This window comes from Alkalihalobacillus sp. AL-G, from assembly GCF_030643805.1.
Taxonomy (GTDB): Bacteria; Bacillota; Bacilli; order Bacillales; family Fictibacillaceae; genus Pseudalkalibacillus.
This window is the reverse complement of sequence record NZ_CP094656.1, coordinates 1840236-1860293: the sequence shown is the minus strand read 5'-3', so window position 1 is coordinate 1860293 and position 20058 is coordinate 1840236. Positions and strand designations below refer to the sequence as shown.

Below are 20058 nucleotides of genomic sequence, written 5' to 3'. Positions count from 1 at the left end.
ATGCCTGACACCTGATTGTTGAGTCAGCCCCGTACTCTAGCTTCAGTGTAACAAATCGGAGTCGTCTTGTATGTTCAAGAGCTTTCCCCCAAAAACGTAAACAACCTACTCGGTTATCGTTTTATAACTGAGCTTTCCACTGTTAATTTCCTCTAAAGCTATTCCGACAGCCTTATTTGACCTTGGATTTTCAATATTGTATTGTTCTGTCTGTTGAATTACCCGGGCTCGTTTAGCTGAGACGGTCACAAGGGTATATTTGGAATCGAGTTTTTCCATCAATGAATCAATTGAGGGATATAACATTTATTCAACCTCCAATAATCGTAAGTATTGTTTTTTGATTCGATCTTTCTTACAATGTTCTGCTTTCGCAATCGCCTTTATTCGTTCACATGCAGATTGAATCTCATCATTCTCGACGACATAATCGTAATGATCCATCATTTCCAATTCCTCTCTCGCAACTAACATTCGATTTTCAATCAGGTCGTCTGTTTCAGTTCCTCTTCCGACGATCCGATTTCTCAATTCATCCAGACTTGGTGGGACGAGAAAAATGAACACTCCTTCGGGAACGAGTTTTCGAACCTGCAGAGCCCCTTGGACTTCTATCTCGAGTAAAACATCCTTACCGTTTTGAAGCGAGTGTTCCACATACTGTAGAGGAGTCCCATAGTAATTGCCTACATATTCTGCCCATTCCAGTAGTTCATTTTGTTCGATCATTTTTTCAAATGTTTCTCTAGACTTGTAAAAATAATCAACCCCATCCTGTTCCCCTTCTCGCGGTTGGCGAGTCGTAACGGAAATCGAATATTCAAGTTCATTCCATTGATTTCGTAATGATCGGTTTACCGTTCCTTTTCCAACTCCGGAAGGACCGGATAAAACAAACAGTATTCCTCGTTCTTTTTTCATTATTGTTCTACACCTCAGTTAACCTTCTATTCTTCTGTCAAATCCTCTTTATTGAGCAGTCGTTGGGCAACGGTTTCTGGTTGTACCGCAGAAAGGATCACATGATCACTATCTGTAATAATGACGGCTCTTGTGCGCCTCCCGTAGGTCGCATCGATTAATTTATGCTGCGTCCTAGCATCTGTGACGATTCGTTTTATTGGGGCTGATTCAGGACTGACGATCGAAATGATCCGGTTTGCTGAAACGATATTTCCAAATCCTATATTGATTAGTTTAATGTTCATCATGACCTCCTGCTATCAATAACTAGCGTTTCCAATTTTTGTTATGTATAACCGGTTTATCAAGTGGTTTAATATGCATTAAGCCGTTTTTCATTCTATGTTTTGCACTTGTTCCTTAACCTTTTCAATCTCACTTTTCAATTCAACTACATTTTTACTGATCGAATAATCGTTTGCTTTTGAACCGATCGTATTGCATTCACGATTTATTTCTTGTACAAGAAAGTCTAGCTTACGACCAACCGATTCAGTTTCTACGAAAATACTTCTAAATTGTTGAATATGACTTTGAAGACGGGTTAATTCTTCATCAATATTACTTTTATCGGCAAAAAGCGCGACCTCGGTTACAATCCGTGATTCATCAGCATCAACGTACCCATCACTTAATTCTTTTATCTTTTTATAAAGGCGCGTTTCATAGGTTCGGTACACTTCTGGTGCTACAATGCCGATGTTTTCAATGATGGATTCCATCCTGCTCAACCGCTCCATAAGGTTACGATTAAGAAAGTTTCCTTCTTTCTCTCTCATCTGAACGAGCTGACCAGCTGCTTCGGTTACCGATTTAAGGACACTTGCTGCAAATTCTTCTGAAATATGTTCGTTCTCGCGGATGGAGACAACATCCGGCAACGATAAGAGATCGTCATAGTCGATCGATTCATTTACTTCGTAACGGTTCCGCAATTCGATCTGTGCTTGGACATACTGGTCAAGGAGTCCCCAATCCACTTCTAATTCACGATCAATTCCCTCGACCCCGTCAATCATGATTGAAATATCGACTTTTCCTCTGTGTATGTATTTGCTGATTGTTCGCTTAACCTTATCTTCAATCGATGTTAGATACCTTGGCATACGAACTACGATTTCACAAAAACGATGATTCACAGATTTGATTTCAGTGGTGATCGAAAAGTGGTCCTCTTCAACATAAGATCGTCCATAGCCTGTCATACTTTTAATCATGCGATCACATCCATTGTACTATTCTATACAATTTTACCACCGCTAACAAGAATATGAAAGAATTATAATAAGGCGTAACTCAAATCATGAGTCACGCCTTTACCGGATTGCTTTTATTTATTGCATCAATTGATGAATGACGCTTTTTTTGTACGTGACTTACCGAATAGCTGAGAGCCGGCAAGCGCAAAGGTTGGTAATGCTGAAAAACCAAGAATTAACATCCATTCCCGCATCGTTAGCGCAGTCGTGTGGAAGATCGGCTGAAGCGGTGGATAATAAATAACAACCGCCAATAGGGCTATGGATGATAAAACTGCTAGAATGAGATAAACATTGCCAAATGGATTCCGATGAAATACCGACCGTTCACTTCGACAATCAAAAACATGTATGAGTTGAGCAAGGACAAGAGTTGCAAACGCGACGGTTTGTGCTTTTACAAGGTTATCTGTATCTTCAAAATACACCATCGCAAATGCAGCGAGAGTCACGATACCGATTAAGAATCCTCTACTGATGATTTTCCAGCCTAACCCTCTCGAAAACACACCTTCCGTGGACAGCCTTGGTGGTCTTTTCATCACATTGTCTTCAGCACTATCAACACCTAGAGCCATCGCAGGCAATCCATCTGTGACAAGATTAACCCAGAGTATCTGAATTGGGACGAGCGGTAATGGAAGAGAAAGCAGCATCGCAAAAAGCATTACGAGAATCTCGCCGACATTCGATGCAAGGAGATATCGAATGAATTTCCGAATATTTTCATAGATATTTCTTCCTTCCTCAATTGCCGCACGTATGGTTGCAAAATTATCATCTGAAAGGACAAGAGAGGATGCTTCTCGGGCCACATCTGTCCCCGATTTGCCCATCGCAATCCCTATATTTGCAGCCTTGATTGCTGGGGCGTCGTTAACACCATCTCCCGTCATCGCAACAACGTGACCCCTATTCTGCAGTGCCTTTACGATTTTTAATTTATGCTCAGGTGAAACACGTGCGAACACATACGTTTCATCAACAACATCCTCCAGTTCTTGAATAGAGAGCTTCGCAAGTGTGTTCCCTTCCATGACCTTTCCATCTGAGGGGATCATCTGTAAACGTTGAGCAATCGCCCTAGCCGTGACGATATGATCTCCAGTAATCATGATCGTCTTGATCCCAGCCTGGTGGCAATCTGTAATCGCTTGCGCTGCTTCTGGCCGCGGCGGATCGATCATTCCTTGCAGACCGATGAATGTCAAATTGGTTTCAGCATCCAACACAGTGGATATTTGTTCTTCTCTTCTCAGCGGGCGATAGGCAACAGCAATTGATCGAAGTGCCTCTGTTCCCATCCGTGTAACCGCTCGAAGTACTTCATCCTTTTGTCTAGCTTCAAGCCGAGCATGCCGTTCATCCCATAATATACTTTGACAATTCGAGAGCACGACATCCGGCGCACCCTTTGTAATGATGTAACGATTATTTTGGGTATCCTTTACAACAACAGACATCATTTTTCTCGCTGAATCAAATGGGAATTCCTCTTCTACTTGATACTCATTAAAAAGGGATTCCTTTATTAATCCACCTTTGTGCCCTGCAATGAGTAACGCCACTTCGGTAGGATCACCGTTAAAATGGATCTCTCGCTTCCCTTTTTTATTTTGTAGCTGTATGGAAGCATTGTTACATAAAACACCAAATGTTAATAGCTGCCGTAAGGATGGATTTGTTTTCAGTTCAGCAGGGTTGCCATTTGAAAAAAAGGACCCTGATAGTTCAAACCCAGTACCCGAAACATTCCAGCTTTTCCCGCTGCTCCACAAATCGGTTACCGTCATTTTATTTTGCGTTAGCGTACCTGTTTTGTCAGAGCATATGACCGTTGCACAACCTAGCGTTTCCACAGATGGCAGTTTTCGAACGATCGCTTTTCTGCGGATCATTTTTTGTACACCGAGAGCAAGGGCAATCGTAACAATTGCCGGAAGTCCTTCTGGAATTGCAGCAACGGCAAGCGATACTCCGGCTAAAAACATTGTGTATAGATCGTGCCCCTGTAAGACTCCTGCTGCTACGACGAGTGCAGTCAAAATGAGTGCCACCAAAATCAATACTTTTCCAAGCTGTTCAAGTCGCTTTTGAAGTGGTGTTTGCATTCCTTCTTCACTTTTTAAAAGGTGAGCAATCTTTCCCATTTCGGTATCCATTCCCGTAGCGACAACAATGCCCATTCCTTTTCCTTGAGTGACGAGGGTTCCCATAAAACACATATTTTCCTGATCCCCTGGCGCAAGGTCCATACCTGATATCGGTCTTTCTGATTTTTCGGAAGGTAAAGATTCTCCTGTAAGTGCTGATTCTTCAACAGACAACGAATTAGCTTTGAACAACCGTATATCAGCACCGATACGATCCCCAGATGAAAATTGAACAATGTCACCCGGTACAACTTCTCTTGAAGGTATTGTTACCCATTTTCCGTCACGTAGCACATGAATCTTCGGGGTAGAGAGCCGTTTTAATGCTTGTAACGATTTTTCAGCCTTTCTTTCTTGCACATATCCTAACACCCCGTTGACAAAAACGATCAACATGATAGCAATCGCATCCATATATTCGCCGAGCAGACCCGATATAAGCGTTGCTATGAGTAGCACCAAAACCATAAAATCTTTAAACTGAGAAAGAAAAACGATGATTGCTGATACTTTTTCCTCCTGCTGCAACTCGTTTGGACCAACCTTTTGAAGTCTTTTTTTGGCAGTCTGGTCTTGTAGGCCATTGTTTACATCCGTTTTCAGCTTCGTTTCGATTTCATCGTTCGTTAACGTATACCAATCCATGATCCCACCCCGTTTTAACCATCTATACAAGCCATCTATATTCAGGATTGTCCCAAATAATGCTATAATGAGACGGAATTTATAAATAGGGACCATTGAACAACCGATAGGTTCTAGGCAACCTAATTATTGGAGTGAAGTCAAATGTCTTTCGATGGAATATTGACTCGTGCTATGGTACACGAGCTTTCCCAGCATATTACACAAGGTAAGATCACTAAAATTTATCAACCGTTTTCAAATGATCTCATTTTCGTCATACGTTCAAAGGGTCAGACACACCGATTGTTCATTTCATCAAATGCTAGTTTTCCGAGAATTAATCTTACAGCCCAAAGTTATGAAAACCCTAAAGAGCCACCGATGTTTTGTATGTTACTTCGGAAACATTTAGAGGGTGGGGTCATCGATCGGATTGAACAACCAGGACTAGAGAGGATTTTATACATTCATATAAAATCGAGAAACGAAATCGGGGATCTGACCTATAAACGACTTGTTGTGGAAATTATGGGAAGGCACAGCAACATTACACTCGTTGATGGAAATACGGACCTCATTCTTGATTGTATAAAACATATCCCACCATCGATGAACCGACATCGGACGTTGTTACCTGGAAGTGAATACATCCTCCCTCCTTCCCAAAACAAACAAAATCCGCTTAAAGCTGATGAAGATGCGATTTTACGAAAGCTTGATTTTAATAGCGCAAAGCTCGACAAACAACTCGTTCAGCAATTCGAAGGCTTGTCACCGTTAATAGCTAAAGAGATTGTCTCTCGCGCAAAGCTTGGTGATCGAAAATCACTTGTTCAGTCGTTTTTAGATGTGATGGAGGAAATCAAGCAGAATCGGTATCAACCACAGATGGTGTTAACGAGCACAAAAGAGTATTTTTCAGTCGTCAGCCTTTCACATTTAGATGGGGAAAACACAACGTTCAGTACCGTTAGCCAACTGCTCGATCGCTTCTATTTCGGGAAGGCTGATCGGGATCGGGTAAAACAACAAGCCTCCGATCTTGAGCGCTTTTTAAGGAATGAATTAAAGAAAAATCAATCGAAAATCCCAAAGCTTGAGAAAAATTTAGTTGATACGAAAAAAGCAGATCAGTTTCAGCTATACGGAGAATTGATAACAGCGAACATCTATCAATTGAAAAAAGGAATGAAGGAAGCTGTTGTTCCCAATTACTATGACGAAAAAGCTGAGGAAATCACTATCCCGTTGGATCTTCAAAAAACGCCATCTGAAAATGCTCAATTTTACTACAAAAAATATAATAAATTGAAGAAGTCTGTACAGTATATCCATGAGCAAATTACCGCAACGACTTTGGAGGCCAATTACCTAGATTCATTATTACAGCAATTGGAATCAGCCTCGGCTTCTGATGTATCGGAAATACGGGAAGAGCTGGAGGAAGGAGGTTACCTTAAGCGAAGGAAACTTACTTCAAAGCGAAAAAACAATAAAAAGCCATCAATTGAGCATTACGTCTCATCTTCAGAAGTTGATATTTGGGTTGGTAAAAACAATAAGCAAAACGATTATTTAACCAACAAATTTGCAAATTCCAATGATACTTGGTTGCATACGAAGGATATACCTGGCTCGCATGTAGTCATACGCAATGCAAAACCTGATGAGGCGACTTTACTTGAAGCGGCGAACATTGCAGCATATTTCAGTAAAGCTAAGAATTCCGGATCTGTACCTGTCGATTATACTGCGATCAAGCATGTTAAAAAACCTGCTGGTGCTAAGCCTGGGTTCGTAACGTACGACAATCAGAAAACCATTTATGTAACACCTGATGAAAGTCTCGTCTACCAACTTCGGTACCAGAAGTGAAAATAAGTAATGAAAGGACCTGTTTGGAGTGTTAAAAAGCTCCTGAACAGGTCTTTTTATCGTATTATGTCCAAATATTGATAGTTTCGAGATGTTTCCAAAGGAATCGTTACCTTAATAATGATCCAGACTCATATTTCGGCCACGAGTTCCGATATTCCGGCCACAGATTCCAATAATTCGGCCACGAATAGTACTAATGGATTACTAATCTGTCCAAATAGGATACTTAAGCACTAAATTGCACAGCTATAAAAAGGTCAATGGGTAGCAGATTATGCCATCAATCAACTTTAAGTCAACCACATCCACAGCATGAAACCGATACAAAATGCAGTTATAAACCAGACAATCGATAGTATCCCAAATATTTCTTTCCCGCCAGTTTGCTTAGTTCTGTCCATATTTCTCACCTGCTTTTTTATGAATAGGTTTCCTAAAACGGGTTTGAAATTATTCAATTTAGTGAAATATATCTTTTAAGAATTAATTCTATTAAAAATCAGGTGAACGATCATATCAGGAAAGGATGGATCTTATGATTCGAACAATCTTAATGATAATCGGTGCCATTGTTGTTATAAGTATCATCGTCAATTGGTTATTTTAAATGTAAAAAAGGATTGGATACCCAAATTTGAGGTGTCTAGTCCTTTTACAAAATTATCATCTTATCTTACTGTAGCAACCGTAATGATTGCTAGTCCATCCAGCACTTCTTCATGCTTTTCCTCTTCACATCCAAGCTTATAAAGTATAGAGGTAAGTTGATCGGTAGCATACCGATGTCTTCTCGTAGATACATTTGACCATTTGAGCATCGCTGTCTGCTCGAAACCTTGAATATCGTGCTCTTTACAATATTGAAACGCATTCTGTTGATTCATTTTCTCTGCAGGGTTCAGCATTGCGATCTTTCCTTCAGACTTTGTAACCCGAATCATCTCGGCTAACCCTTTTTCAGGTTCTGGAAGCAAAAACATTACACACGTCGAGAGCGAGATCCCAAAAGAATCGTTTTCAAATGGCAGATTGTAAGCATCCCCTGTAACAAAGGTCGACTTTTCAGCTAAGTTATGCAAAAAGAAGTTCTGCTGACTCGCCTTGATCATTTCGGAGGATATATCGACCCCTGATAAGTGATCCGCCTCTACTGCTCCCCTTAACAACAAGCGTCCGGTCCCACATCCGACATCGAGCACACGAGCGTGATTCCAGCTACCAGAAAGCTCCTTCAAACGCTCATGAATCGAAGCTAACCAAGTTGTCCTTGCCATACTATCGAAAAAGGAAACAAGTTGGTCGAATTCCTCGCTATTCATTTTTCGCAAAATCGTACCCTCCAGACGTTATTTAGCGTACTTCCACAGTTCAGGTTCAACACACCAATGAGTCAACTCAGCAACGGATTCCTGTTTGATGATTCCTTCACTGGCTGCCACTTCTATTAATGTACTAAAATCTGAAAGTGTACGCACATCGAGATTCGCTTGCTCAAGGGCGGTCGTACCTTTCTTCAATTGATAACTGAAGATAGCAGCACAACCAAGAACATCAGCAGCTCCAGCTCTGAGTGCTTCGGTGGCATTAATGACACTTTTACCAGTTGAGATCAAATCCTCAATCACGACAACTTTACTTCCTGATGAAAAGGTTCCTTCAATTTGCTTCCCTTTTCCATGCGCTTTCGCTTTCGAACGTACATATACCATCGGCAGCCCCATACGATCTGCAACTAGTGCAGCATGTGGAATTCCAGCTGTAGCTGTGCCGGCAATCACTTCTGCTTCTGGATATGAGGATTGGATAAGTGATACGAGCTGATCAACTATATCATTACGAACTTCCGGATATGAAAGGGTAAGACGATTGTCACAATAAATCGGGGACTTCATTCCTGACGACCAAGTAAATGGATCCTCAGGACTAAGGGATACAGCACCTATTTGAAGTAAATGTTTCGCTATTTTCTTTTTCATTCCGCTTTCCTCCACATATCAAGAATTTGGTGATACACGATTACAGGTTTCTCGGACCGAGTGATCGTTCGACCAACGACAATGCAGCTGCTTCCAAGCTCTTTTGCTTGAACTGGGCTAGCGATCCTTTTTTGATCATTTACGTCGTTATTTGCTAACCGAATTCCTGGTGTGATCGTTAGAAAACGTTCCCCACAGCAATCTCTTATGAAAGGAACTTCTAGAGGCGAACAAACGACACCATCAAGGTTGGCTTTCTCAGCATTCTTCGCATAATGCTCGACTGTATCTTGAATTGTACCAGGAATGTTCAGCTCTTCGTTCATCGTTTCTACCGAAGTGCTCGTCAATTGAGTTACAGCAATACATAAAGGACGCTTGTTGATCACCGAACCGTCTTCGAGTCCCTCAATTGCCTTTTTCATCATCTCAATGCCACCTGCTGCATGGACGTTGATTAAATCTACACCAAGGTTTGCAATCCCTCTCATCGCTTTATAAACTGTAGTCGGTATATCGTGGAGTTTTAGATCGAGAAAAACGGCATGTCCTTGACTTTGTAAGTAGTTGACGAGATCGGGGCCTTCCTGATAATAAAGCTCCATACCTACCTTTAAAAATAGCTGCTCATCGGAAAACGGTTGTAGGAATCCCTCAACTTCAGCACGAGTTGAAAAATCAAGTGCGATTATGACCGGCTGTAACAGCTTGACCAGCTCCTTCCGACAAGGTCAGTTATATGATCAACTTTCATTTCATCTACTTTTTCTGCTAGTTCATCGTTCATTTCTGGACAGATGAACGGGTTGACAAAGTTAGCGGTTCCTACTGCGACAGCACTTGCTCCAGCTAGGAAAAATTCAATCACATCATCGGCTGAAGTGATTCCGCCCATACCGATGATTGGAATCGATACTTGTTGGCTTACTTCATAAATCATCCGTATCGCAACAGGCTTGATTGCTGGACCTGATAGTCCGCCTGCTCGGTTTGCAAGTACTGGTCGTCCGGTTTTCAAATCGATTCTCATACCGAGCAAGGTGTTGATCATTGACAAACCGTCCGCTCCTGCTTGTTCGACTGCTTTTGCGATCGTACCGATGTCGGAAACATTCGGAGATAACTTTACGTACACCGGAACTTCCGAAACCTCTTTTACAGCTTTGGTAAGTGCGGCAGCCACCTCTGGGTCTGTTCCAAACGTAATTCCGCCCTCTTTTACATTCGGACAAGAAATGTTCAATTCAAGAGCGGTTACATTCGGAGCCTTCGAAACCTCCCTGGCCACATTCACATAGTCTTCCATCTTCGTTCCGGCAATGTTAGCCAAAATAGGAACATCATACGCTTCTAAAAAGGGCAGCTCCTCAGAAAGAACCTTCTCGAGACCAGGATTTTGCAGCCCAATCGCATTTAACATTCCCCCAGGAGTTTCGGCAACACGTGGAGTCGGATTTCCGAAACGTGTTTCTTCTGTCGTTGCCTTTATTGCGATTGCTCCTAGCTCACTAAGATCATAGAGCTTTGAGAATTCTCTTCCAAAACCGAAGCACCCAGAAGCAGGCATGATCGGGTTTTTCATCGTCAATCCTGGTAAATTTACCGATAATTTTTGACTCATAGCTGAATCACCCCCACTGGAAATACTGGACCATCCGAGCATACTTTTTTATATGAGGTTCCCGTTTCATCACCTTGCACATGACAGACACACGCAAAGCATGCCCCGATTCCACACCCCATCCGTTCCTCAAAGGAAAAATACGCACGTTCAGGATGCAGCTGTTGCTCAAGCGCGTTTAACATCGGTGTTGGTCCACATGCGTAAAGGACATCATACGAAGGGTGTTCTTTACGCATATAATCTGTCACAAAACCTTGGAATCCAACACTGCCATCGATCGTCGTAATGACGGTTTCTCCTAGTTCATTGAAATTTTGCTCGTAAAAAGAATCTTCAGCTGAACCAAAGCCGAGCACATGAATAACTTTAACGCCTTTTTCAACGAGCTTTTTAGAAAGATAGTAAAGGGGCGGGACACCAATCCCACCACCGACAAGCAATGCAGTCTCACCCTTTTCAACAGAATCGAGGGGAAAACCGTTTCCAAGGGGACCAAGTACATCAAGATTGTCTCCTTGTCTTTTCTCAGAAAGCAGCGTAGTTCCCTCGCCGTCTGCCCGATACAGCATCGTGCATTCCTGTTTTTCCAAGTTAACGTCACAAATACTGATCGGACGACGGAGTAATGGAATGTATTGATCACTTGCTCGTAAATGGAGAAATTGGCCGGGCTCTTTCATTTCCTTTACGATATCCCCTTTAAACGAAAGCTGGAAAATATTCCTGGCGATTTCAATATTTTCAGTGACGACTGTATCGGCTCTTCTCATAAAAGCACCCCTGCTTTTTTTTGGAAAGATGGCATTTCATTTGCTGAGAACGTCATCGATTCCACAACACTTAAAATGGCTTTAACCGTATCGAATGATGTGAGACAAACTGCACCGTTTTCGACTGCTTCCCGACGAATTCGGAAACCATCTCTTGCTGGCTGCTTCCCTTTTGTCAATGTATTGACTACAAACTGTACTTCCCCTTGCTGAATACGGTCGAGTAAGCTTGGGCTTCCTTCCTGAATTTTATTCACGACGGTTACAGGAATGTTCTGTTGCCTGATAAAGTTCGCTGTTCCCTCAGTTGCGAGTATGTTGTACCCGATCTCATAAAACTGTTTGACAAGAGGTAATGCTTCTTCTTTATCCTTATCTGCAATCGTGAACAGCACAGATCCGAACGTCGGGATTTTCATACCAGAAGCGATCAGCCCTTTATAAAGTGCCTTTTCTAATGTTTTGTCCCGACCCATGACTTCACCTGTCGATTTCATTTCCGGGCCTAATGTAATGTCTACCCTTCTCAGTTTTGCGAATGAGAAGACCGGAACCTTTACAAATACCTCCTCTGGCTCAGGGTGATACCCGGTATCATAGCCTAATTCCTTCAGACTTGTTCCTAAAATCGCCTTGGTAGCTAAGTTCGCCATTGGAACACCGGTTATTTTACTTAAAAATGGAACGGTTCGGCTTGATCTCGGGTTCACCTCGAGGACGAAGAGCTCTCCCTTCGAAAGAACGAATTGGATGTTCAGAAGGCCAACGATTTTCAAGCCTTTTGCCATACGAACTGTATAATCGATGAGCTGTTGTTTAATCTCCTCTGACAACGTTTGTGGAGGGTATACGGCGATCGAGTCCCCTGAGTGGACACCTGCACGCTCAATATGCTCCATAATCCCTGGGATGTAAACCGATTCACCATCCGAAATCGCGTCTACTTCGAGCTCCTTACCGATAAGGTAGCGGTCGATCAGTACAGGATGAGCAGGGTTGATTTTCACGGCATTTTTCATGTACTGCAGCAATTCTTGTTCCTGATACACGATTTCCATTGCCCTGCCACCGAGTACATACGATGGTCGTACGAGCACCGGATAACCGATATCACTAGCTATCCCTTTTGCCTCTTTAACTGAGGTCGCCGTTTTCCCATGAGGCTGTGGAATTCCTAACGTATGCAGTGTGCGTTCAAACTTATCACGATCCTCCGCACGGTCCATATCTTCCAGCTTCGTTCCGAGAATCTTAACGCCTCTTGCACTAAGCTCGGATGCGAGATTGATTGCGGTCTGTCCACCAAACTGTACGACAACACCAATTGGTTCCTCCTGCCGGACGACATGCATGACATCCTCAACAGTTAACGGTTCGAAATAGAGTTTATCGGATGTACTGAAATCCGTTGATACTGTTTCAGGGTTGTTGTTAATGATGATCGCTTCATATCCAGCTTCCTGTATTGCCCAGACCGTGTGTACTGTCGCATAATCAAACTCAATCCCTTGACCGATTCGAATCGGTCCTGAGCCAAGGACGAGCACACTTTCCTTTTTCCCTTTAGCTGACTCATTTTCCATCCCGTAGGTTCCGTAGTAGTAAGGTGTGGTTGATTCAAATTCCGCTGCACACGTATCGACCATTTTATATACAGGGAGTATTTCGTTCGTTTCTCTGAATTTGTAGATATCCCGTTCGGTCGTATCCCATAATGACGCGACTACCTGGTCAGAAAACCCTTTTGCCTTCGCCTCAGAAAGGCTTTCCGCATCAAATGGATTTCCCTTCAATCGTGACTCGATTGCAATAATGTTTTCAAGTTTGTACAAATAGAAGTGATCGATTTTCGTCCACTCGTAAATCTTTTCAGCGCTTATCCCGGCTCTCAACGCTTCTGTCACTGTAAAGATTCGTTGATCATCGGCTACAGATAATCGCTCAGCCCACTCCGACTCTGTTTCAGCCTTAACCTCTGTGTATAGATGATACACATCGTTTTCGAGGGAACGTACTGCTTTTAGTAATGATTCTTCAAGGTTACGCCCGATTGACATCACCTCTCCAGTAGCCTTCATTTGAGTGCCGAGACGTCTGTTCGCAGCCTCAAATTTATCAAATGGCCAACGCGGGATTTTCGTAACGACATAATCAAGTGCAGGTTCAAATGAGGCATACGTACGACCTGTTACAGGGTTTTTCAATTCATCCAGCTGATAGCCAACTGCAATTTTGGCAGCAAGTTTAGCAATCGGATAGCCCGTTGCTTTTGACGCAAGAGCAGAAGACCGGCTAACTCGCGGGTTGACTTCAATGATGTAGTAATTCGAGCTATGTGGATCCAAGGCGAATTGAACGTTACATCCACCTTCGATTTTGAGCGCACGGATGATATTCAAACTTGCATTCCGCAGCAATTGATACTCCCGATCCGTCATCGTTTGACTCGGTGCGACGACAATCGAGTCACCAGTATGAACCCCGACCGGATCAATATTTTCCATATTACAGACGACGATTGAGCCGTCATTTCCATCTCTCATCACTTCGTACTCTATTTCCTTGAATCCGGCAATGCTTTTTTCAAGTAGAACCTGTGTAACCGGACTATACTTCAAGCCGCTAGTAATAAATTCTTGTAATTCAATTTCGTTATGTGCAATTCCGCCACCTGTTCCACCTAATGTATATGCAGGGCGTATAATGACTGGGTATCCGACCTTCTCGACAAATTGGTATGCATCAGGAAGGCTCGTAATGATCTCACTTTCCGGGACAGGCTCATTCATTTCATTCATCAATTTACGGAACAAGTCTCGATCCTCAGCTTGTTCGATAGATTTAAGCTTTGTTCCGAGTAGTTCAACACCGCATTCATCAAGGATTCCCGACTTGGAAAGTTCTACAGCTAAGTTTAATCCAGTTTGTCCTCCTAGTGTTGCGAGCACTCCATCGGGCTTTTCCTTTCGAATGATCCGACTGACAAATTCAACCGTCAACGGCTCGATGTACACCTTATCTGCCATTGTCGTATCTGTCATGATTGTTGCCGGATTCGAATTGACGAGGACGACTTCATATCCTTCTTCCTTCAATGCCTGACAAGCTTGTGTACCCGCATAGTCGAATTCTGCAGCCTGCCCAATGACAATTGGCCCCGAGCCGATGACTAAAATCTTTTGAACATCTAAACGCTTTGGCATGTCGAAACCCCCTCATTTTTCGCATTTGACATCATTGTCAAAAATTCATCGAATAATTCATTTGAATCGGTTGGTCCAGGTGACGCTTCGGGGTGGAACTGAACACTGAATGCTGGATGGACCTTATGACGGTAGCCTTCAATCGTCTCATCATTGATTGCAATATGCGTGATATCGAGATCGAGATTCTCAAAACCATCTGTATCGACAGTGTAGCCGTGATTTTGTGAGGTGATCATCACTTTACCTGTTTCAAGATGTTTGACAGGATGATTGACACCGCGATGTCCGAATTTCATTTTCGTTGTTTTTGCCCCACAAGCAAGTCCTAATAATTGGTGGCCTAAGCAAATTCCGAATACAGGTATTTTCCCGAGGATTTCCTTAAGCATTTCCACGGCTCCTGGAACATCTGTCGGATCTCCAGGTCCGTTGCTTAACATGACACCGTCCGGGTTTAAGCGTAAAATTTCATCCGCTGAAACATCGTAAGGGACAACCGTAACATCACAGCCACGTTCAATCAGTTCACGTAAAATTCCCCGTTTTGCTCCAAAGTCGACAAGAACAACGCGCTTCCCTCTGCCTGGCAGCGTATATGGTGAGCTAGTCGATACCTTTTTAACTTGATCTGCCGGTAACCTTTGTTCAGATAGCTGTTGGACAATCTGTTTACGGTCAACCTCCAACGGACAAATCTTCCCTTTAAGCGTCCCGTGTATCCGAATCTTTCTCGTAAGGGCTCTTGTATCGATGTCGTACACTCCTGGAATGTCCTTTACTTTTAAAAGTTCATCCAATGTACTTGTGTATTGCCAATGACTTGGCTTAAGGGCTACTTCACTGACGATCACTCCTGCAGCAGCTGGCTCGATCGATTCAAAGTCCTCTTGATTGATACCGTAGTTTCCGATCAATGGGTACGTGAAGGTGATGATTTGATCACAGTAAGAAGGGTCGGAAAGAGTTTCCTGATAACCCGCCATTCCTGTTGTAAAAACGACTTCACCGGTAGATTCTCGTAAACTTCCAAATGCTGTTCCAGTATAGTAGCTTCCATCTTCTAATATGAGCTGTCGTTTCATTTCACCAAAGCCTCCTCATTCTGATATGCGATTTTCCCTTCTACGATTGTAAGTACTGGCCAGCCTTCACAGTTCCAGCCTTTAAACGGTGTATTTCGACCCTTTGAGGCAAATTGCCCTGGATTGATTGGTTGTTCTTTTTCCAAGTCGATGACGACAAGATCTGCGATTGAACCTACCTCAATGACCGGTTCCTGAAGTTTGAAGCACTGAGCTGGTTTTGTCGTCAATCGCTCAATCAAGAACTTCTGATCGAATATTCCTTTTTTCACAAAATGAGTATGCAACAAGGCATATGCTGTTTCTAATCCAACTATCCCGAATGGAGCAAGCTCTATCCCTTGTGCTTTGTCCTCTTCTGTATGAGGGGCATGATCGGTGGCGATAAAATCAATCGTTCCATCAAGCAAGCCTTCGATCAGTGCTTCCCGATCCTCTTTGCTCCGGAGAGGCGGGTTCATTTTAAAGTGAGGATCCTGTCCTTCGATATCGACTTCACAAAGTAAGAGATGGTGTGGTGTGACCTCTGCAGTTACGTTGATTCCTGCTCGTTTTGCATCTCTTACGACACGGACAGATTCCTTCGTACTGATATGGCACACATGGTAGTGAACACCTGTGGCTTCTGCGAGCAGGACATCCCTAGCAATTTGGACACTCTCACAAATGGATGGAATTCCTTTTAGATTGTTTTTTGCCGCGTACTCCCCTTCATGAACACAGCCGCCATGGATCAAGTTGTTATCCTCACAGTGAGCGACGATCGCCATGTCTAGTTCAGCAGCCTTCTGCATCGCACGAAGCATCGTATCCGCATTTTGGACCCCTACACCATCATCGGTAAACGCAAAAGCTCCTTCTCTCTTCAATTCGCTGAAATCTACGAGTTCTTCACCGATTTGTCTGACTGTTATTGCAGCATACGGTAATACCTTTGCACTCGCAGTCTTCTGAATCCGATCATGGAGTGCCTTTAGTGTTTCCTTATTGTCTGGTACAGGGCGTGTGTTCGGCATTGCGGCGATTGTTGTAAAGCCGCCCTTTGCCGCTGCCTTCGTACCCGATTCGATCGTTTCCTTGTGTTCCCCGCCAGGTTCGCGAAGGTGTACATGCAGGTCAATAAGCCCTGGCGCTAGTAATTTACCTTCCAAATCAATAATGGTGTGTCCTTCGTTCTCGATATCCTTGTCGATTTTAATAATTTTAGTACCATCAATCAGTACATCAACGTTTTGTGTATCATCATTCCATAATTTCGCGTTCCTAAGTAATGTTCTCATAACTGTACGCCCCCTTGAGTTCTAGTGCCCATTCTAATGCGGCCATCCGTATCCCGACCCCATTTTCCATTTGCTTGAATATTCTTGACTTAGGACCTTCAACCAGCTCATCTGCGATTTCAAAGCCCCTGTTAAAAGGTGCTGGGTGAAGGATGATGCTTTGGTCTTTCATCATTTTTTCTCTTGCAACCGTTAATCCATAGCGGTTATGGTACTCTTCTTTCGTTAGGTTCATTGATTGTGCATGACGCTCACGTTGAATCCGTAGCATCATGACAACATCCGCAGCTTGAACGGCTTCATCAATCGGTACATACCTACCAGTTGAAAAATCTTCAGCGAACCATTGTTCCGGTCCAGAGAACATTACATTCGCACCCATTTCCTTCAGCAGTGTTGCATTAGAACGAGCTACCCTGCTATGTCTCAGGTCACCGATGATCGCGACAGTCAATCCTTGTAAAACGATAAATTCTTGCTGGATCGTTAAAAGATCAAGTAATGACTGTGTTGGATGATTTCCACATCCATCGCCAGCGTTGAGTATTGGAATGTCGATGGATTTCAACTCATCAAAATAGTGATCTTTCGGATGTCTGATGACAACCGCATCGGTTCCTATGGACTGTAGTGTTCGAACCGTATCGTAAAGACTCTCCCCTTTTTGAACACTTGAGGATTCCGCTTCAAAATCAAGTATATTCAAGCCAAGTCGTTTTTCAGCGACCTCGAAGCTAAATCGAGTTCTTGTACTTGGTTCATAAAACAGGTTTGCCACAAACTTCTGATGTATATCCTTTTGTGACCGTTGACGGCCATGGTCCAGAAACCGCTGAGCCTTTTTTAACAATATATCAATCGTTTCAGGCTCCAACGAATCAATGGTAAGTAAGTGGTTCAAGATGTACCAACTCCTTTTAAATAACGTTAAGTGGTATAAAAAGGGACTGACGATTATATGAGGAGGCTCCTGAACACAACAGATGATCATTTAATCGCTGTCGATGAATGTTACAGAGTGAGCCTGACCCGATTTACGTCAGTCCCTGAAGGAAGCTTGTGATCACTAGTTCATCACAATTCCTTCTTACCCACCCTTGGAAGCCTCTCTGGACTTGGTTAAAAGATGGTGATCCAGCGTTACGCCGCTGAACCATCAGATTTTTCAGTTGTCGTTTCTTCAAACATTTCCATATTCAATCCCTGTTTTTCCCGACCAGGGAGAATCAGGTTGAGTAGTACTCCAACAAAGGCAGCAAGTGACATTCCTGCAATTTGAAGCTCATCACTTACTTGAATAAAAGCCCCACCGATTCCTAGTACTAGAATGACAGAGGAGATGATCAGGTTACGTTTCTCACCAAGATCTACTTTGCTGTCAATCATCATCCTCAAGCCAGACGATGCGATGATTCCGAACAGCAGAATCGAGACGCCTCCCATGACAGCAGTTGGAATCGTACTGATTAAAGCAGATATTTTTCCGATGAATCCGAACAGGACTGCAATGACAGCTGCACCCCCGATAACAAAGATGCTGAAAACCTTTGTAATCGCAAGTACTCCGATATTTTCCCCATACGTTGTGTTTGGCGGTCCGCCGATTAAGGAAGCGATCATTGTTGCAACTCCATCCCCAAGAATTGATCGCTTCAGCAATGGGGTTTCCATAAAGTTTTTACCGACTACTTTACTTAAAACCATCTGGTGCCCGATATGCTCAGTAAGGGTTACTGTTGCAACAGGGACGATGATAGCTATAACTCCCCAAGAAAAGGTTGGAGTGTAGGTAACGAACGGAACCATTAAATCAGGAACTTGGAACCACTGCGCTTCACGGACAGGTGCCAGATCGACCAAACCGATGATAAAAGCATAAATGTAGCCGGCTAGAATTCCAAACAAGATAGGAACGAGGCTGAAGAATCCTTTAAAATAGATGGACGCGATAATCGTGATTGCAAGTGTGATAAGTGCAACTGATAGATGCATCAGGCTGTATTCTTCTGACCCTGGTATAAACATTGCCATGTCGACAGCTGTTCCTGCCAACCCAAGACCGATGACAATAATGACCGGTCCAGCGACCACCGGTGGCAAGAGCTGCAATAACCAGTTCAAGCCATATTTATGAATGAGTAATGCTACTATTCCATATACAAGTCCAGCAAAGAAACACCCGACCATCGCAGCTTCAAACCCGCCTGCCATTTTTGCAGAAATGATTGGTGCGATAAACGCGAATGATGACCCTAAATACGCTGGGATTCGCCCTCTTGTTATGAGCAGATAAGCAAGTGTTCCTAAACCTCCTGATATGAGTGCGACAGCCGGGCTCAACCCTACAAGAAAGGGTACTAAGATCGTTGCCCCGAACATCGCGAATATGTGCTGGAGACTTAGCGCTAGCCACTTACCTGGTTTCGGTATTTCTCTGATTCCGACTGATTCATTTTTGTTCATTCTAATTTCCTCCTCAGTTCTGAGGCCCAAAAAAAGGGCGACTTTATAAAAAAAGCCAGCCCTTTTGAATGTAAATTGCATACTTTTCACCCGTATCCAAATTTACAATCCCTTTGTCAGCCTCACAGAACTGACTTAAAAGGGCCTATTTAATTTGATTTAATAATGCTATTTAATGCTTACTTGGTCCTTATCGTCTATCTCTTTCAAGTCAACGCTTACGATTTCTTCACGTGAAGTGGGTACATTTTTTCCAACATAATCAGATCGAATCGGTAACTCTCGATGACCTCTATCCACTAATACCGCTAGTTGTATTTGTGAAGGTCTGCCAAGGTCCATTACCGCATCCATCGCGGCTCGTACCGTTCTTCCTGTGTAGAGTACATCATCAACAAGAATCACCGTCTTGTTAGTGACATCAATCGGGATATCGGTCCCTTTCAAGAGCGGCTGGTCATCATCGGTTTTCTTAGATAAATCATCCCGATAGAGGGTTATGTCAATTTCTCCGCTATCTACTTTTTCACCTTCAATTTGCTCGATTTTTTCGCCGAGCCGATCAGCCAAGAAAACACCACGAGTCTTGATTCCGACAAGGAGCAGGTTTTCTGTTCCTTTATTGCGCTCCAATATTTCATGCGCAATTCTCGTCAAAGCCCGCTTAATAGCTTGTTGATCCAACAGAATCGTCTTTTCCTTCATCACTTCACCCCCAACAGTTCATGAAACTGAAAACTTACTGCGAAATTTGGAATTTTACTGCAAAACTCAAGA

General features: G+C 43.1%; 17 protein-coding genes. 1 reads left to right on the top strand and 16 read right to left on the bottom strand.

The features are described from left to right. Positions 1 to 105: 105 nt before the first annotated feature. The 5 genes from rpoZ to MOJ78_RS09545 all read right to left on the bottom strand — a co-directional run bounded on the left by rpoZ (position 106) and on the right by MOJ78_RS09545 (position 5020). On the bottom strand, positions 106 to 306 hold the full coding sequence (gene rpoZ, locus MOJ78_RS09565; protein ID WP_304980957.1) for a DNA-directed RNA polymerase subunit omega: 201 nt from the start codon (positions 304 to 306) through the stop codon (positions 106 to 108). Further along, positions 307 to 921: a guanylate kinase gene (gmk, locus tag MOJ78_RS09560; RefSeq protein ID WP_304980956.1), complete on the bottom strand. Its 615-nt coding sequence runs from the start codon at positions 919 to 921 to the stop codon at positions 307 to 309. A 26-nt stretch (positions 922 to 947) separates the two neighbouring features. Next, positions 948 to 1208, bottom strand: coding sequence for an extracellular matrix/biofilm regulator RemA (gene remA / locus MOJ78_RS09555; RefSeq protein WP_304980955.1), 261 nt, complete (start codon positions 1206 to 1208; stop codon positions 948 to 950). Positions 1209 to 1298: 90 nt separating this feature from the next. Beyond that, positions 1299 to 2180: a YicC/YloC family endoribonuclease gene (locus tag MOJ78_RS09550; protein WP_304980954.1), complete on the bottom strand. Its 882-nt coding sequence runs from the start codon at positions 2178 to 2180 to the stop codon at positions 1299 to 1301. Positions 2181 to 2305: 125 nt separating this feature from the next. Further along, positions 2306 to 5020 carry a calcium-translocating P-type ATPase, SERCA-type gene (locus MOJ78_RS09545; protein ID WP_304980953.1) on the bottom strand — a complete coding sequence of 905 codons (2715 nt, stop codon included), beginning with the start codon at positions 5018 to 5020 and terminating at the stop codon, positions 2306 to 2308. A gap of 144 nt (positions 5021 to 5164) precedes the next feature. Between MOJ78_RS09545 and MOJ78_RS09540 the strand changes: the two genes are divergently transcribed. Further along, positions 5165 to 6877: an Rqc2 family fibronectin-binding protein gene (locus MOJ78_RS09540; RefSeq protein ID WP_304980952.1), complete on the top strand. Its 1713-nt coding sequence runs from the start codon at positions 5165 to 5167 to the stop codon at positions 6875 to 6877. Positions 6878 to 7548: 671 nt separating this feature from the next. On the opposite strand, the gene MOJ78_RS09535 is transcribed toward MOJ78_RS09540, so the two are convergent. From MOJ78_RS09535 to pyrR, 11 genes are all read right to left on the bottom strand, one after another. Continuing rightward, complete coding sequence (locus MOJ78_RS09535; protein WP_304981221.1) at positions 7549 to 8199, bottom strand: class I SAM-dependent methyltransferase; 651 nt, start codon at positions 8197 to 8199, stop codon at positions 7549 to 7551. Positions 8200 to 8226: 27 nt separating this feature from the next. Next, the gene (gene pyrE, locus MOJ78_RS09530; RefSeq protein ID WP_304980951.1) at positions 8227 to 8856 is read right to left on the bottom strand and encodes an orotate phosphoribosyltransferase; all 630 of its coding nucleotides are present in this window, start codon (positions 8854 to 8856) and stop codon (positions 8227 to 8229) included. After that, positions 8853 to 9563 (bottom strand): orotidine-5'-phosphate decarboxylase, encoded by a 711-nt coding sequence (pyrF, locus tag MOJ78_RS09525; RefSeq protein ID WP_304981220.1) that lies wholly within the window; start codon positions 9561 to 9563, stop codon positions 8853 to 8855. The genes pyrE and pyrF overlap by 4 nt, the downstream gene beginning before the upstream one ends. After that, positions 9545 to 10477, bottom strand: coding sequence for a dihydroorotate dehydrogenase (locus tag MOJ78_RS09520; protein ID WP_304980950.1), 933 nt, complete (start codon positions 10475 to 10477; stop codon positions 9545 to 9547). The genes pyrF and MOJ78_RS09520 overlap by 19 nt, the downstream gene beginning before the upstream one ends. Beyond that, positions 10474 to 11250 carry a dihydroorotate dehydrogenase electron transfer subunit gene (locus MOJ78_RS09515; RefSeq protein WP_304980949.1) on the bottom strand — a complete coding sequence of 259 codons (777 nt, stop codon included), beginning with the start codon at positions 11248 to 11250 and terminating at the stop codon, positions 10474 to 10476. Before MOJ78_RS09515 ends, MOJ78_RS09520 begins: the two co-directional genes overlap by 4 nt. Continuing rightward, entirely contained in the window at positions 11247 to 14453 is a 3207-nt protein-coding gene (carB, locus tag MOJ78_RS09510; RefSeq protein ID WP_304980948.1) for a carbamoyl-phosphate synthase large subunit, read from the bottom strand. Before carB ends, MOJ78_RS09515 begins: the two co-directional genes overlap by 4 nt. Then, positions 14438 to 15538, bottom strand: a complete 1101-nt coding sequence (locus tag MOJ78_RS09505; protein WP_304980947.1) for a carbamoyl phosphate synthase small subunit — start codon at positions 15536 to 15538, stop codon at positions 14438 to 14440. Before MOJ78_RS09505 ends, carB begins: the two co-directional genes overlap by 16 nt. Then, entirely contained in the window at positions 15535 to 16818 is a 1284-nt protein-coding gene (locus tag MOJ78_RS09500) for a dihydroorotase (protein ID WP_304980946.1), read from the bottom strand. The genes MOJ78_RS09505 and MOJ78_RS09500 overlap by 4 nt, the downstream gene beginning before the upstream one ends. Next, positions 16802 to 17719 (bottom strand): aspartate carbamoyltransferase catalytic subunit, encoded by a 918-nt coding sequence (locus MOJ78_RS09495; protein WP_304980945.1) that lies wholly within the window; start codon positions 17717 to 17719, stop codon positions 16802 to 16804. The genes MOJ78_RS09500 and MOJ78_RS09495 overlap by 17 nt, the downstream gene beginning before the upstream one ends. A 239-nt stretch (positions 17720 to 17958) precedes the next feature. Then, entirely contained in the window at positions 17959 to 19281 is a 1323-nt protein-coding gene (locus MOJ78_RS09490; RefSeq protein ID WP_304980944.1) for a solute carrier family 23 protein, read from the bottom strand. Positions 19282 to 19449: 168 nt separating this feature from the next. Further along, positions 19450 to 19986, bottom strand: coding sequence for a bifunctional pyr operon transcriptional regulator/uracil phosphoribosyltransferase PyrR (pyrR, locus tag MOJ78_RS09485; protein WP_304980943.1), 537 nt, complete (start codon positions 19984 to 19986; stop codon positions 19450 to 19452). Positions 19987 to 20058 lie beyond the last annotated feature (72 nt).